At 74.1% G+C, this 14,919-nt stretch carries 15 protein-coding genes; 7 read left to right on the top strand and 8 right to left on the bottom strand.

Features of this window, described 5'->3' with window-relative positions:
• The first annotated feature begins 142 nt into the window (after nucleotides 1-142).
• From AS857_RS02610 to AS857_RS02600, 3 genes are all read left to right on the top strand, one after another.
• Nucleotides 143-1,492 carry a hemolysin family protein gene (locus AS857_RS02610; protein WP_058041462.1) on the top strand — a complete coding sequence of 450 codons (1,350 nt, stop codon included), beginning with the start codon at nucleotides 143-145 and terminating at the stop codon, nucleotides 1,490-1,492.
• Nucleotides 1,489-2,505 (top strand): hemolysin family protein, encoded by a 1,017-nt coding sequence (locus AS857_RS02605; RefSeq protein ID WP_058041461.1) that lies wholly within the window; start codon nucleotides 1,489-1,491, stop codon nucleotides 2,503-2,505. Before AS857_RS02610 ends, AS857_RS02605 begins: the two co-directional genes overlap by 4 nt.
• 90 nt (nucleotides 2,506-2,595) lie before the next feature.
• Nucleotides 2,596-3,435, top strand: a complete 840-nt coding sequence (locus AS857_RS02600) for an SGNH/GDSL hydrolase family protein (RefSeq protein ID WP_058041460.1) — start codon at nucleotides 2,596-2,598, stop codon at nucleotides 3,433-3,435.
• 49 nt (nucleotides 3,436-3,484) lie between these two features.
• Here the strand turns inward: AS857_RS02600 and AS857_RS02595 are convergent, their stop codons facing one another.
• A complete protein-coding gene (locus AS857_RS02595; protein ID WP_058041459.1) occupies nucleotides 3,485-4,318 on the bottom strand; it encodes an ATP-grasp domain-containing protein in 834 nt (277 codons plus the stop codon).
• Nucleotides 4,319-4,442: 124 nt separating this feature from the next.
• Nucleotides 4,443-5,273 carry an alpha/beta fold hydrolase gene (locus AS857_RS02590; protein WP_058041458.1) on the bottom strand — a complete coding sequence of 277 codons (831 nt, stop codon included), beginning with the start codon at nucleotides 5,271-5,273 and terminating at the stop codon, nucleotides 4,443-4,445.
• A 119-nt stretch (nucleotides 5,274-5,392) separates the two neighbouring features.
• Between AS857_RS02590 and AS857_RS02585 the strand changes: the two genes are divergently transcribed.
• On the top strand, nucleotides 5,393-6,325 hold the full coding sequence (locus AS857_RS02585) for an RNA polymerase sigma-70 factor (protein WP_058041457.1): 933 nt from the start codon (nucleotides 5,393-5,395) through the stop codon (nucleotides 6,323-6,325).
• Between the two features lie 17 nt (nucleotides 6,326-6,342).
• Here AS857_RS02585 and AS857_RS02580 read toward each other — a convergent pair whose 3' ends face one another.
• Nucleotides 6,343-7,089 (bottom strand): SDR family oxidoreductase, encoded by a 747-nt coding sequence (locus AS857_RS02580; RefSeq protein ID WP_058041456.1) that lies wholly within the window; start codon nucleotides 7,087-7,089, stop codon nucleotides 6,343-6,345.
• A 205-nt stretch (nucleotides 7,090-7,294) separates the two neighbouring features.
• On the opposite strand from AS857_RS02580, the gene AS857_RS02575 reads away from it, so the two are divergent.
• Nucleotides 7,295-8,038 carry a GntR family transcriptional regulator gene (locus AS857_RS02575; RefSeq protein ID WP_058041455.1) on the top strand — a complete coding sequence of 248 codons (744 nt, stop codon included), beginning with the start codon at nucleotides 7,295-7,297 and terminating at the stop codon, nucleotides 8,036-8,038.
• A 73-nt stretch (nucleotides 8,039-8,111) separates the two neighbouring features.
• Here the strand turns inward: AS857_RS02575 and AS857_RS02570 are convergent, their stop codons facing one another.
• From AS857_RS02570 to AS857_RS02560, 3 genes are all read right to left on the bottom strand, one after another.
• Entirely contained in the window at nucleotides 8,112-9,293 is a 1,182-nt protein-coding gene (locus tag AS857_RS02570; protein WP_058041454.1) for an ROK family protein, read from the bottom strand.
• An 84-nt stretch (nucleotides 9,294-9,377) separates the two neighbouring features.
• A complete protein-coding gene (locus tag AS857_RS02565; RefSeq protein ID WP_058041453.1) occupies nucleotides 9,378-10,028 on the bottom strand; it encodes a response regulator transcription factor in 651 nt (216 codons plus the stop codon).
• Between the two features lie 9 nt (nucleotides 10,029-10,037).
• Entirely contained in the window at nucleotides 10,038-11,249 is a 1,212-nt protein-coding gene (locus AS857_RS02560; protein ID WP_058041452.1) for a sensor histidine kinase, read from the bottom strand.
• A 107-nt stretch (nucleotides 11,250-11,356) separates the two neighbouring features.
• Here AS857_RS02560 and AS857_RS02555 point away from each other — a divergent pair, with 107 nt between their 5' ends.
• Nucleotides 11,357-12,094, top strand: a complete 738-nt coding sequence (locus AS857_RS02555; RefSeq protein ID WP_058041451.1) for an ABC transporter ATP-binding protein — start codon at nucleotides 11,357-11,359, stop codon at nucleotides 12,092-12,094.
• Entirely contained in the window at nucleotides 12,091-12,837 is a 747-nt protein-coding gene (locus tag AS857_RS02550) for an ABC transporter permease (protein WP_058041450.1), read from the top strand. The genes AS857_RS02555 and AS857_RS02550 overlap by 4 nt, the downstream gene beginning before the upstream one ends.
• Nucleotides 12,838-12,878: 41 nt before the next feature.
• On the opposite strand, the gene mug is transcribed toward AS857_RS02550, so the two are convergent.
• Complete coding sequence (gene mug / locus AS857_RS02545) at nucleotides 12,879-13,421, bottom strand: G/U mismatch-specific DNA glycosylase (protein ID WP_079110106.1); 543 nt, start codon at nucleotides 13,419-13,421, stop codon at nucleotides 12,879-12,881.
• Entirely contained in the window at nucleotides 13,418-14,851 is a 1,434-nt protein-coding gene (purB, locus tag AS857_RS02540) for an adenylosuccinate lyase (RefSeq protein ID WP_058041448.1), read from the bottom strand. The genes mug and purB overlap by 4 nt, the downstream gene beginning before the upstream one ends.
• Between the last annotated feature and the right edge of the window lie 68 nt (nucleotides 14,852-14,919).

The following is a 14,919-nucleotide window of genomic DNA, read 5'->3' as shown; positions in this document are numbered from 1 at the left end:
ATCCTTTACCATGGATGGGCAAAGGCCCCGTTCAACGTGAAAGGTGTGAGCGTCCGCCCATGGGCGAGCCTCCCAGTAGTCCCCGCGGTCGACATCGCGCGGTCCCCGCCCCTTCGTCCGACCATGGGACGGAGGTGAACCGATGACCGAGGTAGTCCTGCTGGTGGTCGCCCTGCTGCTGACGCTGGCCTGTGCCGTCTTCGTCGCGGCGGAGTTCTCGCTGACCACGGTGGAGCGCGCCGACCTCGAGCGCGCCGCCGAGAAGGGCGAGCGCGGCGCGGCCGGCGCCGTCGAGGCCGTGCGCAGCCTCACCTTCCAGCTCTCCGGCGCCCAGCTCGGCATCACCGTGACCGGCCTGATCATCGGCATGATCTCCAAGCCGTCCATCGCGGCGCTGCTCACGGGCCCGATGAAGGCCGTGGGCCTCGGCTCCGCCGCCGCGTCCTCGACCGCCCTGGTGCTGGCCACGGTGCTGTCCACCGTCGTGCTGATGGTGGTCGGCGAGCTGGTCCCGAAGAACTGGGCGATCTCGCGCCCGCTGCCGGTGGCGAAGCGGGTCGCGGGCCCGCAGCGCGCGTTCTCCGCCGCCTTCCGCCCGCTGATCCGGCACCTGAACAACACCGCCAACCGCACCCTGCACCGGATGGGCCTGGAGCCCGCCGAGGAGCTGGCCTCCGCGCGCGGCCCGCAGGAGCTCGCTGCCCTCGCCCGGCACTCCGCCAAGGAGGGCGCCCTGGAGGCGGACACCGCCGAGCTGTTCGTACGCACCCTGAACCTGGCCGGACTGACGGCGGAGAACGTGATGACGCCCCGCGTCCAGGTCACCGCCCTCGACGCCCAGGCCAACGCCGAGGACGTCGCGAACGCGACCCGTGCGACCGGCCTGTCCCGCTTCCCCGTCTACCGCGGAAGCCTCGACACCGTCATCGGCGTCGCGCACATCAAGGACGTGCTGGCCATACCCGCCGACCGCCGCCCCCGCCACCCCGTCACCTCGATCCTGCGCGAGCCGCTGCTCGTGCCGGAGTCGCTGACCGTGGACCGGCTCCTGGACCGGCTGTCCGGCAAGCGCACCATGGCCGTCGTCATCGACGAGTACGGCGGCACCGCCGGCGTCGTCACCCTGGAGGACATCGTGGAGGAGGTCGTCGGCGAGGTCCGCGACGAGCACGACCCCCACGAGGTGCCCGACATCGCCCCCGCCGGCTCGGACGCCGGCGGCCGGCCGCTGTACGACGCGGACGGCGCGGCGCGCACCGACCAGCTGGAGATCATCGGGCTGCGGGCGCCGGACGGCCCCTACGAGACGCTGGCCGGCCTCGTGGCCACCGAGCTCGGCCGCATCCCCCTCAGGGGCGACACCGTGGAGGTCGCGGGCTGGCGCATCGACGTCGTCGACGCGGCCGGCCACCGTGCGGCCCGCGTGCGCCTGACCGGTCCGCCCGCGGACGCCGGCAGCGGCGCCCAGGTGCCCGAGGAGGCCGGCCGATGACCTTCGTGCAACTGCTCATCGGCCTGGGGACGCTCGTCGTCAACGCCTTCTTCGTGGGCGCCGAGTTCGCCCTCATCTCGGTGCGCCGCAGCCAGATCGAGCCGTACGCCGACCGGGGCGACCGGCGCGCCCGCAGCGTCATGTGGGGCCTGCGGCACATCTCGGCGCTGATGGCCGCGGCCCAGCTCGGCATCACGCTGTGCACGCTGGTCCTGGGTGTGGTCGCCGAGCCCGCGATCGCGCACCTGCTGGAGCCGGTCTTCAACGCGCTCGGCGTGCCGCACGGCCTGATCCACCCCGTGTCGTTCGTCATCGCGCTGGCCGTGGCGACGTACCTGCACATGCTGTTCGGCGAGATGGTGCCCAAGAACATCGCGCTCGCCGAGCCGGTGCGCAGCGCCCTGCTGCTCGGCCCGCCGCTGGTCGCCCTGGCGCGGGCGCTGCGCCCGTTCGTCTTCGCCATCAACGCCTTCGCCAACGTCCTGCTGAAGCTGCTGCGGGTGGAGCCGAAGGACGAGGTGGCGGCGACGTACTCGGACGACCAGCTCGCGCGGATCGTCGCCGACTCCAGCGCGGCCGGCCTGCTCGACTCGCGGTCCACCGAACGGCTGCGGGACGCGCTGGTGCTGGGCAAGCGCCCGGTGATGGACGTGGTCACGCCCGTCGAGCGGGTGGTCTCCGCGCCGCTCGGCATCACGCCCGAGGGGCTGGAGCAGCTGTCGGCCGAGTCCGGCTTCTCCCGGTTCCCGGTGGTGGACGCCTCCGGCCGGATCCTGGGCTACCTGCACGTGAAGGACGCGCTGGACGCCCGGCCGCGGGACTTCCCGTTCCCGCTGCAGCGGATGCGCCGCATCGCGACGGTGCGCGCGACGACGCCGCTGGACGACGTCATCACGACGATGCGCGGCACCGGCACCCACCTCGCGGCGGTGATCGGCGAGGACGGCCGGCCGGCCGGACTGGTCACGCTGGAGGACCTCCTGCGCGAGCTGGTGGGCCGCGCGGTGCAGTGACGCGCCCCGGATCCGCTTCCCCGCCCCCGTCCGGCAGTGCCCGGGCGGGGGCGGGGCGGTTCACGGCGGAGGAGTAGGATCACCCGCGCCATGCAGATGAATGTCACATACACCAGCTTTGTCGCGGTCGGGGACTCCTTCACCGAGGGCATGTCCGACGGGCTGCCGGACGGCTCCTACCGCGGCTGGGCCGATCTGCTCGCCGCGCGCCTGGCCGCCCGGACCCCCGGCTTCCGCTACGCCAACCTCGCCGTGCGCGGGAAGCTCATCGGGCAGATCGCCGACGAGCAGTCCGCGCCGGCCGCCGCGCTGGGCGCGGACCTGGTCACCCTGGTCGGCGGCCTCAACGACGTGCTGCGGCCCAAGTGCGACGTGGACGAGGTGTGCGCCCGGCTGGCGGAGGCCGCGGACCGGCTGGCGCCCAGCTGCAAGCAGCTGGTGCTGATGCGCAGCCCGGGCCGGCGCGGCCCGGTCCTGGAGCGGTTCCGCCCCCGCATGGAGCAGCTGTTCTCCTTCGTCGACGAGCTGGCCGAGCGGCACGGCGCGCTGGTCGTGGACCTCTTCGGCGCCGAGGTGCTGGGCGATGCGCGGCTGTGGGCCGACGACCGCCTGCACCTGAACGCCGAGGGCCACCGGCGGGTGGCCGAGGCGGTGTGGCAGGCGCTCGGCCACGAGGCCGGGTCCGACTGGCGCGAGGCGCTGCCGCCGGCCGTGCGCCCGGGCTGGGCGTCCCGGCGCGCCGCCGACGCGCGCTTCACCCGCGAGCACCTCGTGCCGTGGATCGGCCGGCGCCTGACGGGCCGCTCGTCCGGGGACGGGCGGACGGGTGCGCACTTCAGCGCCGACCTGGGCAGGGCGTTCTGGGTGACGCCGGCGGCGGACGGGGCGGGCCCCGGCGAGGTGGCGGCCTGGCTGCGGGCGGAGGGCTAGGCCCTGCCTCCCGGGCCGGTGCGGCCGCCGACGCCGGCGACCGCCCGGTCTACGAGACGCCGCCGAGCAGCCGGTGCAGCGAGGCCTTGAGCGCGTCGACGAAGGCGTCGCGCGTCCGCGGGGCGACGAGGTCGAGGGACAGGTAGGGGTTGAGGTCCTCCAGCTCGACCAGCAGGAGCTCGCCCTCCGGGGTGCGGCAGGCGTCCACGCGCTGGATCCCGTGCTCGATGCCGTTCCAGTCGATGAAGAGCTGCGCGAAGGCCAGATCTTCGGCGGTGGGCTCGTACGGTTCGAGGACCCAGCGCCGGGCGGGGTCGGGTGCGTGGAGGGCGTACTGGAAGGCGTCGTCGACGAAGTAGAACGAGACCTCGTAGCGGAAGTGGATGCGGGGCTGGACGAGGACGCCGTCGTAGTCGACGTCCGCGAGCTCCTCGCGCGGGACGAAGCGCAGGCCTATGGAGTCGGCGCCGAGCTTGGGCTTGACGACGTACTCGGCCACGTCGGGCAGGCGGCCGGCGTCCTCGGGGCGGTCGGCGGTCGGGATGACGGGGTGGCCCGCCGCGCTGAGGTCCGGCAGGTACTGCTTGCCGGCCATGTCGGCCCTGCCCGTGAGCTGGTTGTAGACGAGCACGCCGTCCTGCTCCGCCCGCCGGGCGAAGTCGTCGTACGCCTCCTGGTAGTGCAGCACCGGCCCGCTGTTGCGCACCACGACCGCGTCGAAGCCCTTCATCAGCGCGGCGGCGTCGAGCGGGTGGCACAGCGCCACGTCGAAGTCCTCGCGCAGCCGGGAGGACAGGAAGATGTCCTCGTCGCAGTATCTGCGTCCCTTCGCCGGGTAGGCGAGGTCGGTGACGTAGAGGACACGGGGCCGGACGGACGACATGGGGCTCTCCTGAAGCATTGACTGCCCACGGGCTGTCCACCCGATGGTATCCGTGCAGGTCAGAGAGGGTTCACCCAGACCCCGAGCGCCCCGGGGCCCGGCGGGCTCCCGGGGCGGGGAGTGTTCACCGCGTGGCGTCCAGGACGACTCTGGCCACCAGGGCCGGGTCGTCGTTCATGGGCACGTGCCCGCAGCCGGGCAGCCGTACCAGCCGGGCCCCGGGGATGACCTTCTTGGCCCGGACGCCCTGGCGCCGCAGCAGCAGCCGGTCGCGCGTGCCCCAGGCGATGGTGACGGGGACGTCCGCGATGTCGTGCGTGAACAGGACGCTGCGGCCGGCCTCCAGCGTGGGGGCGAAGCCGGTGCATTCGCGCAGCGCGCGCGTCTCGGCCATCACCGCGTCCGGCGAACGGCGGCCGGGGCGGGCGTAGATGGTGCCGGCCAGCGCCGCGCGGCCGGCGGCCGTGCGGGCCAGCCGGGCGACGGTCTGCGGCGGCAGCGACTCGGCGCCGCGCTTCATCCCGCGCAGCACGCCGAAGGCGTAGCGGCGCTCGCCCGCGGTCCAGAAGCCGGCGGGGGAGATGGCCGTCGCGGAGCGTACGAGCTTCTCGTGCGCGAGCTGCAGGGCCAGCAGTCCGCCGAGCGAGTTGCCGACCACGTGCGGCCGGTCGAGGTCCAGCGCCTCGAAGAGCGCCCCGAGGACGGGGACCACGCCGCGCAGGTCGTAGGCCACGCCGTCCGGCAGCGCCGGGGAGTCGCCGAAGCCGGGCAGGTCGACGGCTATGACGTCGCGCTCCGCGGCGAGGATGCCGGCGACCGGGTCCCACGCCTGCAGGTGGTGGCCGATGCCGTGCAGGAGCACCAGTGGCTCCCCGCCGCCGAGCCGTTCGTAGGACACCTCCGCGGTCCGCCGTCCGGCGGGGGTGTCGATGGGGAAGACGACCGTGTCGGCCATGGGTGGCTCCTCGTCATCCTGGGGTGCCGGTGAGGTATTGAGACAGGATGTCAGTAAGAGTTACCGCAGGGTAGACCTTGTGCGAGTCCTGTACGACGGTGCTCCGAGAGCGAGTTCACATGGACAAGCCCCACCGGGTCCGCTGGGATGGAGCGGTGACCGCACCAGACGCCGCATCCGACGCCGCACTCGACGCCTTCGAGGAGCACCGCTCCGTCCTGACCGGCGTGGCCTACCGGATGCTCGGCCGCGTCGCCGACGCCGAGGACGTCGTCCAGGAGGCCTGGCTGCGCTGGTCCGGCGCCGCCCGCGAGGACGTGCGCGACCCCCGCGGGTACCTCGTGCGGGTCACCACCCGGCTGGCCATCGACCGGCTGCGCCAGGTGCAGGCGCGGCGCGAGGCGTACGTAGGCCCCTGGCTGCCCGAGCCGATCGCCACCGACTACGGCCCGGCCGTCCCCGACACCGCCGAGCTGGCGGTCCTGGCGGACTCGGTCTCCCTGGCCGTGCTCGTGGTCCTGGAGTCGCTCTCCCCGCTGGAGCGGGCGGTCTTCGTGCTGCGGGAGGCGTTCGGCTTCCCCTTCGGGGAGATCGCCGTGACGCTCGACCGCTCGGAAGCGGCCGTGCGTCAGCTCGCGGCCCGTGCCCGCCGCCATGTCGACGAGCGCAGGCCGCGCTTCACCGTGGACCCGGCCGAGCAGCGCGACCTCACCGAGAAGTTCCTCGCGGCGGCCACGGGCGGCAGCATCGGGAACCTGCTGGAGCTGCTCGCGCCCGACGTGCGGCTCGTCGGCGACAGCGGCGGCAAGTCCAAGGCCCCGCTGCGCGTCATCGAGACGGCGGACAAGGTCGGCCGCTTCCTGCACGCGGTGGCGCAGCAGCCCCTGCCGGGGCTGGAGGTCCGCTTCATGGAGATCAACGGCCGCCCGGGCCTCCTCGTCCTCTCCGGAGGACGCCCGGACACCGCCTTCAGCCTGGAGGTGGCGGACGGCCGGATCACGACGGTCTACCTGGTGCGCAACCCCGACAAGCTCGGCGGCCTGGCGGGATAGCCGGCACGGCCCGTCGCCTACAGGCCGCCGGCCACCCGCAGGACCGCTCCGGTGGTGTACGAGGCGTCCGGCGAGAGCAGCCACGCCACCGCCGCCGCGACCTCGTCGGGCTCGCCGGGACGGCCCATCGGCACCCGGCCGGGGTTGCGCCACGGCCGCTCCGGGTCGCCCATCGCCGCGTGGATGCCGGTGACGATCATCCCGGGCTGTACGGAGTTGACGCGGATGCCCTCCTCGGCGAGCTCCTTGGACAGCCCGATGGTCATCGCGTCCACGGCGGCCTTGCTCGCCGCGTAGTGCACGTACTCCCCCGGGCTGCCGAGGGTGGCCGCGCCCGAGGAGATGTTCACGATCGCGCCGCCCCGGCCGCCGTGGCGGGTGGACATCTCCAGGGCGGCCCGCCGGGCGCAGATCAGAGCGCCCGTCACGTTGACGTCGACGACCCGCCGCATCCGTTCCACGGGCGTCTCGGTGAACCGGCCGAGCAGGCCGGTGATGCCCGCGTTGTTCACCAGCCCGGTGACCGGGCCCAGTTCCGTCCGCACCGTGTCGAAGAGGGCGTCCACCGCGCTCTCCACGCTGGTGTCGACCTGTACGGCGACGCATCCGACGCCTTCGGCGCGCACCGCCCGGGCCGTCTCCTCGGCGGCGTCGGCCGCCCGTTCGTAGCCGATGCCGATGCCGTGGCCGGCGCGCGCCAGCCGCACCGCGACGGCGGCGCCGATCCCCCGGCTGCCTCCCGTGACCACCGTGACCTGGCCCATCGCCCCTCCGCTCGCTCGCCCGGGCCCGTACGCACGTGCGCCGGGGCCCATGGGCGACGACCGTAACCGAAGGGCTCGAAGGGATCGCGTACCGGGCCGTTAATCGGGGCATTGGTCTTGACCAAGTCCGGGCACCGTCCTATGGTCGCCATACTGCAACAACCTTTAATAAAGAAGCGCGCAAAATGCTTTGCGGAGGATCAGGGTGGGGACCACGCAGCTCGAAACGGTGCCGGAGCCGAAGTACTGGCACCTGAAGACCGTGCTCAGCGAGGCGCTCGACTCCGAGTTCGCGGTGGGTGAGATCCTGCCGAACGAGCGGGAGCTCGCCGCCCGGTTCGGCGTCGCACGGGCCACGCTCCGGCAGGCACTCGAACAACTGGAGCTCGAAGGACGGCTGCAGCGCCGCCGCGGCGTCGGCACCACCGTCGCCCCGCCCCGCGTGGGCGTGGCCGTCGGTGAGGCCGAGGACGCCTGGCCGGGCGCCGCCACGGATTCCTGGCAGGCCGTCGACTGCCAGGAGACGGCGCCGCCCACGGCCGTCGCCCGGCTGCTCGGCACGGCCGCCGGCCAGACGGTGCACACGGTGCGCCGGATCCGCCGGACGCACGGCCAGCCCGTGGCCGCCGAGCTGCTGTACGTGCCGGGGTCGTCCGTTCCCGGCCTCGCCGCGATCGACGCCGCGTCGGGCGCCGCCCGCGCCCGTACCGTCCTGCGCGAGCTGCAGCGCCTCGGCCTGGAGGGCCAGGACCGCGCGGTCGAGCTGGGCTCGGCCCGCGCCGAGGACGCCAAGCAGCTCGACCGGCTGCCCGGCGCGCCCGTCCTCCTCGTCACCACGCGCTACTTCGCCGGGGGCGCCACGGCGGCCGTGGCCGTCGCCACCTACCGCGCGGACACCTGCCGGCTCACGTTCGGTGAGTCCGGAGTGCAGCTCCTGGCCGCGGGCTGACCGGGCCGGGCAGGATTGAGCCGGGCGTCCCCACCGCCCGGTTCCCCGCTCCCCGGCACCTGCGCCAGGGCGTTCACCGCCGCGCGGTGACCGTGCTCTCCACGGCGAACAGCTGCTTCTCCACGTGGTCGAGGGCCAGGCGCAGCGCGCCCGTGGCCACCGCGGCCTCGCCCAGCATCGACTGCACCACCTGCGGCGGCCGGAGGCAGTAGCGGGCCAGCTCCGTGCGCAGCGGCTCCAGCACTCCGCTGATCCCCGCCGCCCAGCCGCCGACGACGACCAGCTCCGGATCCAGGGCCAGCACCAGCGCGGCCACGTCGTGCACGAGCCTGCGCATGAAGCGCTCCACGGCCGCCGCGGCCTGCTCGTCGCCCTCGCGCGCCAGCGCGAAGACCCGTGCCACCTGCTCCTCGTCCAGCGGGTGCAGCGGCTCCCCCGTCGTGGACAGCACCTCTTCGGGGGTCGCCTCCCGGCCGAGCAGGTGCAGGGCGCCGATTTCGCCGGCCGCGCCCCCGAAGCCCCGGTGCAGCCGCCCGCCGATCAGCGAGCCGGCCCCCGGGCTGAGCCCGGCCAGGACGAAGACGACATCGTCCGACCCCGTGGCGGCGCCCTTCCAGTGCTCGGCCACCGCGGCCGCGTTCGCGTCGTTCTCCACGAGGACCGGGCACCGGAACGAGCGGCGCAGCCGCTCCCCGAGCGGCAGGCCGGTCCAGCCCGGCAGCGCCGTGCCCAGCCGGACGGTGCCGTCGGCCTCCACGATGCCCGGGCTGGCCACGCCGACGGCCCGCAGCCCGCTGCGCGGCACTCCCGAGCGCGCGAGCAGATCGGCGACCGCGTCCCGCACCCGGTCCAGCCGCTCGTCCGCCGGGGCGGTCTCCGGCACGTCCAGGGACGCCGAGCCCATGACCCGCCCGCTCAGATCGGCCATCAGGGCGGCGATCCGGTGCGGCCCGATCTCGATGCCCAGCAGGTGGCCGGCCTCCACCCGGAAGCGGAAGCGGCGCGCGGGGCGGCCCTGGCGGCGCGCCTCGCCCTCCCCGGCGGGCGCCTCCACCACCAGGCCGGACTCCATGAGGCCCTCGATCACGCCCTCCACGGTCGGCCTGGACAGGCCGGTGACCTTGACCAGGTCCGTGAGGGTGGGCGCGGTGGACAGCGGGGACGCGGGAGAGACGGCCGTGCGGAGCGCGTGCAGGACCACGGCCGAGTTGATCCGCCGCAGCAGGGACGGATCCCCGCCGGTGAGCCGCCCCAACGTTGCCGCCTCCTCGCTTTTGCGCATCCTTTGCTTACTGGCCGGATCGTATCGGGTGCGGTGACCGGCGGCGAGCCTCGGGACTCACCCGGGCGTGACGAATCCCGACTCGTACGCCGCGATCACCGCCTGGGTGCGGTCCCGCGCCCCCAGCTTCGCCAGCACCGCGCTGACGTGCGTCTTCACCGTCTCGGAGCCGAGCAGCAGGGTGGCCGCGATCTCCGCGTTGGACAGGCCGCGGGCCATCTGGCGCAGCACCTCCGCCTCACGGGCCGTCAGGGCGGCCTTCTCCATCGCCGCCCGGGCCCGCTCGTTGCCCCGGTCCGCCGCGATGTTGCGCAGCACGGCCGGGAACAGCAGCGAGTCGCCGGCCGCGACCGTGCGGACCGCATGGACGATCTCGGCGGGCGCGGCGCGCTTGAGGAGGAAGCCGTCGGCGCCGGCGCGCAGCGCGTCGTAGACGTACTCGTCGTTCTCGAAGGTGGTCACGACCATGATCTTCGGCGGCGGCTGCACCGTGCGCAGGACGGCACGCGTCGCCTCGATGCCGTCCAGCAGCGGCATCCGTACGTCCATCGCGACGACGTCCGGGCGCAGCTGACGCACCATCGGCACCACGGCCGCCCCGTCGGCGGCCTCGCCCGTCACCTCGATGTCGGGCTGTGCTTCGAGGATGGCGCGCAGGCCCGCGCGGACGAGCGGCTCGTCGTCGACCAGCAGAACAGTTATCGGCACCGGTTCACCCTAGGCGCTCAGCGGGAGCACGGCCCGCACCCGCCAGGCGCCCTCGTGCACTCCGGTCTCGGCGTGGCCGCCGAGCAGGGCGGCACGCTCGCGGATGCCCCGCAGGCCGCTGCCCGTGCCGCTGACGGCGCTGACCGCGGCCCCGGGGAGGGGGTTGCGGATGTCCAGCTCCAGGGCGTCCGCGCGGACCGCTATGCGCAGCGACACCGGCATCGGGCCCGCGTGCCGCACCACGTTGGTGAGCGCCTCCTGGGCGATGCGGTAGCCCTCGCGCGAGACCGGGCCCGGCAGGGCCTCCAGGGCGCCGCTGACCTCGGCGGTGACTTCGGTGCCGGAGCCCCGGGCGGCGGTGAGCAGCCGCTCGATGTCGGTCAGGGCCGGGCGTCCCGCCGCCGGTCCGGACGCGTCCTCGCGCAGGACCTTGAGGACGCGTTCCAGGTCCTCCAGCGCGTGCCGGCCCGTCTCCTCGATGGCCGCCAGCGCCTTGTCGGTGAACTCGGGCGAGCCTGCGGCACGCGCCGCGCCCGCCTGGAGCACGGCGACCGTCAGCGCGTGCCCCACGGAGTCGTGCAGCTCCCGGGCGAGCCGGTTGTGTTCCAGCAGGCGTTCCGTGCGCTCCTCCAGCGCGGCCAGGCGCTGGGCCGCCGAGGGGCCGAGGAGCGCCCGTGCGGCGCGCGCGGTCACCTCGCCCGCGACGACGACGAAGGCCAGGAGCAGCGCCAGGGCCGCCAGGGCCACGAGCGCGTACCACCAGTGGCTTCCCCGGGGCTTCCACAGGGACAGCACGCTCTCCGGCCGGCCGCCGCACGCGGCGCTGATGAGGTTCACCGCGAGCGTCGGCGTGTGCACCGAGAAGAAGGCCGTCAGCGTGCCCAGTTCGTACCGCAGGACCAGCCACAGCACCGTGCGCCGGCGATCGCTCCACGAGGCCGAGGGTGCGGGCGTGAAGTCCGGCTCCCGGCCGTCCCGGCGGGCCGGATGGAGCAGCAGCTGCGCCTGCATCCCCTCCGAGAGCCGCACCCTCGGGACCGTTCCGGCCACCACCAGCAGCGGCAGCGGCGCCACGAGCAGCCAGGCGCCCGCGAGCGTGTCCATGTTGGCGAGCCCGGGGAACACGAAGGCGAACACCGTGGCGACGACCATCGCCATCACCAGGTGCAGCCAGCGGGTGTACGTGACCGCGCGGGTCACCGGGCGCAGGGGAGCGATCATGGCCTCATCCTTCCAAGGCCGCCCGGACGACGGCCTCCCCCGTGTGGGGGAGGCGGTCCCCACGCGCGGGGGAAGTGCCGCCTCCGGCAGGGCGCGAGCCTTGAGCCATGACCTCGATCGAAATCCGTGAACTCACCAAGCGGTACGGCCCGGTGTGCGCCCTGGACGGGCTCACCGTGACCGTCCGGCCGGGCCGGGTGACCGGCTTCCTGGGCCCCAACGGCGCCGGGAAGTCCACCACGATGCGCATGGTCCTCGGCCTCGACCGGCCCACGTCCGGCGCGGCCCTGGTGGGAGGCCGTCCGTACGCCTCGTTCGCCGAGCCGCTGCGGCACGTCGGCGCACTGCTGGACGCCTCGGCCGCCCACCCCGGCCGGACCGCACACGACCACCTGCTCACCCTCGCCCTCGCCAACCGCATCCCCGCCCGACGCGTCGGCGAGGTGCTGGAGGAGACGGGCCTGGCGTCCGCGGCGCGGCGCCGCGTGCGGACCTTCTCCCTGGGGATGCGGCAGCGCCTCGGGCTGGCCGCGGCGCTCCTCGGCGACCCGCCCGTGCTCCTGCTCGACGAGCCCGCCAACGGCCTCGACCCCGAGGGCATCCTCCAGCTGCGCCGGCTGACGCGCCGCCTGGCGCAGGAGGGGCGGACCGTCCTGATCTCCAGCCACCTCATGAGCGAGATGGCGCAGACCGCCGACCACCTCGTCGTGCTCGGGCGGGGCCGGCTGCTCGCGGACGCCTCCCTGAGCGACTTCGTCGGCGGGAGCGCCTCCCTGGAGGAGGCCTACTTCGCCCTGACCGACGGCTCCGCCGAATTCACGCACCAGGAAGGCACGCCCTCATGAACGTCCTCGCACCCGTCCTCCGCTCCGAGTGGGCCAAGATCCGTTCGGTGAGGTCCCTGCTCGTCGCCCTGTCGGCCGCCTTCGTCGCCTCCGTCGGAGTCACCGTGCTGGTGCACGCGATGGTCGGCAGGGCCGAGGCCGACGAGGCGGACTTCGAAGCGGTGTACAGCTCGTACTTCGGCCTCAACTTCGGGCACATCGCCGCCGTCTGCTTCGGTGTGATGGCGGTGGCCGGGGAGTACGCGGGCGGCGGGATCCGCCTCTCGCTCGCCGCCGTCCCGCGCCGCGGCGTGTTCTGGGCAGGCAAGCTGCTCGTCCTGGGCGCTGCCGCCCTGCCGGTGGGGCTGGCGACCGGCTTCGGCTGCTTCCTCGGCGCGCAGGCGCTGCTGGGCGAGTACGGCGTGGGGCTGGGGACGCCCGGCGCGCTCCGGTCGGCGGTCGGCTGCGGCGTCTACCTCGCGCTGCTCACCGTGTTCTCGGCGGGGGTGGCCGCGGTGGTCCGCAGCCAGGTCGGGGCGCTGTCGGTGCTCACGCCCGTGGTGTTCCTGATCTCGCCGGTCTTCGCTGGGGTCTCCGGCATCGGGAAGGTGGTGGCCTTCCTGCCGGACCGGGCGGGCCAGCAGATCCTGCACCCGGTTCCCGAGGGCCCGCTCGGGGCGTGGTCGGGGCTGGGCGTGATGGCGCTGTGGACGGCGCTCGCGGCCGCGGCGGGGTGGTGGTCGCTGAGCCGCCGCGACGCGTGACCCCTCTGGGCGCGCGACGGCGGGCGCGGCAGCGCCCTGGCTCAGCTCTCGCGCCGAGCCGCCTCGCGCAGCCGGCCGTACTCCTCGGCCATCTTCGGCAGCGGCCAGTGGGCGTTGAGGCCGCTGGGGTTGGGCAGGGCCCAGATGCGGGTGGCGCCTATCGTCCGCTCCTGCGGGCCGATCTTCGCGTGCTTGTCGCCGAACGCGACGCGGTAGGCGGTCACCCCGACGACCGCGAGCCAGCGCGGCTTCAGCAGCTCGACCTTCTCCGTCAGGATGCGGCCGCCCTCGACGTACTCCGCGGTGCTCAGCTCGTCCGCGCGCGCCGAGGCCCGGGCGACGACGTTGGTGATGCCGAGCCCGTAGCCGAGCAGTTCCTCCTGCTCGGCGGGGCGCAGCTGCCGCGGCGTGAAGCCCGAGGCGTGCAGGACCGGCCAGAAGCGGTTGCCCGGGCGGGCGAAGTGGTGGCCGGTGGCGGCCGACATCAGGCCGGGGTTGATGCCGCAGAAGAGAACGCGGAGGCCGTCCGCGACCACGTCGGGTACGAGGCGGTCGCGGGCGGCCTCCAGCTCTGCCGGTGTCAGAGGATCGCCCCCGGCGCGTACGCCGCGGCCTCCGGGTGGCGCTTGGCGATCTCCTCGATGCGGGAGACCACCAGGGCGGCCTGGTCGGCCGCGGCGCCGGTGAAGGACAGCTTGTCGGCCATCAGGGCGTCCAGGCCGGCCCGGTCGAGCGGGATGCGCTCGTCGGCGGCGAGCTTGTCGAGGAGCTCGTTGCGCTCGGCGCCCTGCTCGCGCATGGCCAGGGCGGAGGCCACCGCGTGCTCCTTGATCGCCTCGTGCGCGACCTCGCGGCCGACCCCGGCGCGCACGGCGGCCATGAGCACCTTGGTGGTGGCGAGGAAGGGCAGGTAGCGGTCCAGCTCGCGGGCGACGACCGCGGGGAAGGCGCCGAACTCGTCGAGGACCGTCAGGAAGGTCTCCATCAGGCCGTCGAGCGCGAAGAACGCGTCCGGCAGGGCCACGCGGCGCACCACGGAGCAGGAGACGTCGCCCTCGTTCCACTGGTCGCCCGCGAGCTCGCCGGCCATGGAGGCGTAGCCGCGCAGGATGACCATGAGGCCGTTGACGCGCTCGCAGGAGCGGGTGTTCATCTTGTGCGGCATGGCGGACGAGCCGACCTGGCCGGGCTTGAAGCCCTCGGTGACCAGCTCGTGCCCGGCCATCAGCCGGATGGTCTTGGCGAGCGAGGACGGCGCGGCGGCCAGCTGCACCAGGGAGGTCACGACCTCGTAGTCCAGCGAGCGCGGGTAGACCTGGCCGACGGAGGTGAAGGCCTGCGCGAAGCCGAGGTGGTGGGCGATGCGCCGCTCCAGCTCGTCCAGCTTGGTGGCGTCCCCGCCGAGCAGGTCGAGCATGTCCTGGGCGGTGCCGACGGGGCCCTTGATGCCGCGCAGCGGATAGCGGCCGAGCAGCTCCTCCAGGCGCGCGAAGGCGACGAGCAGCTCGTCGGCGCCGGTCGCGAAGCGCTTGCCGAGGGTGGTGGCCTGGGCGGCGACGTTGTGCGAGCGGCCGGCCATGACCAGCTCGGCGTTCTCCGCGGCGAGCTTCCCGAGGCGGGCGAGGACGGCCACGGACCGGTCCCGGACGAGCTCCAGGGACAGCCGGATCTGCAGCTGCTCGACGTTCTCGGTGAGGTCGCGGGACGTCATGCCCTTGTGGATGTGCTCGTGGCCGGCGAGGGCGTTGAACTCCTCGATGCGGGCCTTGACGTCGTGCCGGGTGACCTTCTCGCGCTCTGCGATCGAGGCGAGGTCGACCTGGTCGAGCACGCGCTCGTAGTCGGCGAGGGCGGCGTCCGGCACCTCGATCCCCAGGTCCTTCTGCGCGCGCAGCACGGCGAGCCACAGCCGCCGCTCCAGCGTCACCTTGTACTCGGGGGACCACAGGACGGCCAGCTCGGCGGAGGCGTAGCGGCCGGCCAGGACATTGGGGATGCGGGGCTTCACAGACACGCTGCCGAGTCTACTGTCGGTTGCTGCAGACTCCGGCACGGGGCTCGTTCGTAGCTTGCTACGAGAAC

The sequence above is a fragment of the Streptomyces roseifaciens genome, from assembly GCF_001445655.1.
Classification (GTDB): Bacteria; Actinomycetota; Actinomycetes; order Streptomycetales; family Streptomycetaceae; genus Streptomyces; species Streptomyces aureoversilis.
The sequence above is the reverse complement of the archived record's forward strand: the minus strand, read 5'-3'. Positions and strand labels throughout refer to the sequence as shown.

Coding starts and splice junctions, on each gene's coding strand:
- AS857_RS02610 (WP_058041462.1), top strand. CDS start 143: ATGACCGAGGTAGTCCTGCTGGTGGTCGCCCTGCTGCTGACGCTGGCC.
- AS857_RS02605 (WP_058041461.1), top strand. CDS start 1,489: ATGACCTTCGTGCAACTGCTCATCGGCCTGGGGACGCTCGTCGTCAAC.
- AS857_RS02600 (WP_058041460.1), top strand. CDS start 2,596: ATGCAGATGAATGTCACATACACCAGCTTTGTCGCGGTCGGGGACTCC.
- AS857_RS02595 (WP_058041459.1), bottom strand. CDS start 4,318: ATGTCGTCCGTCCGGCCCCGTGTCCTCTACGTCACCGACCTCGCCTAC.
- AS857_RS02590 (WP_058041458.1), bottom strand. CDS start 5,273: ATGGCCGACACGGTCGTCTTCCCCATCGACACCCCCGCCGGACGGCGG.
- AS857_RS02585 (WP_058041457.1), top strand. CDS start 5,393: ATGGACAAGCCCCACCGGGTCCGCTGGGATGGAGCGGTGACCGCACCA.
- AS857_RS02580 (WP_058041456.1), bottom strand. CDS start 7,089: ATGGGCCAGGTCACGGTGGTCACGGGAGGCAGCCGGGGGATCGGCGCC.
- AS857_RS02560 (WP_058041452.1), bottom strand. CDS start 11,249: ATGATCGCTCCCCTGCGCCCGGTGACCCGCGCGGTCACGTACACCCGC.
- AS857_RS02555 (WP_058041451.1), top strand. CDS start 11,357: ATGACCTCGATCGAAATCCGTGAACTCACCAAGCGGTACGGCCCGGTG.
- AS857_RS02550 (WP_058041450.1), top strand. CDS start 12,091: ATGAACGTCCTCGCACCCGTCCTCCGCTCCGAGTGGGCCAAGATCCGT.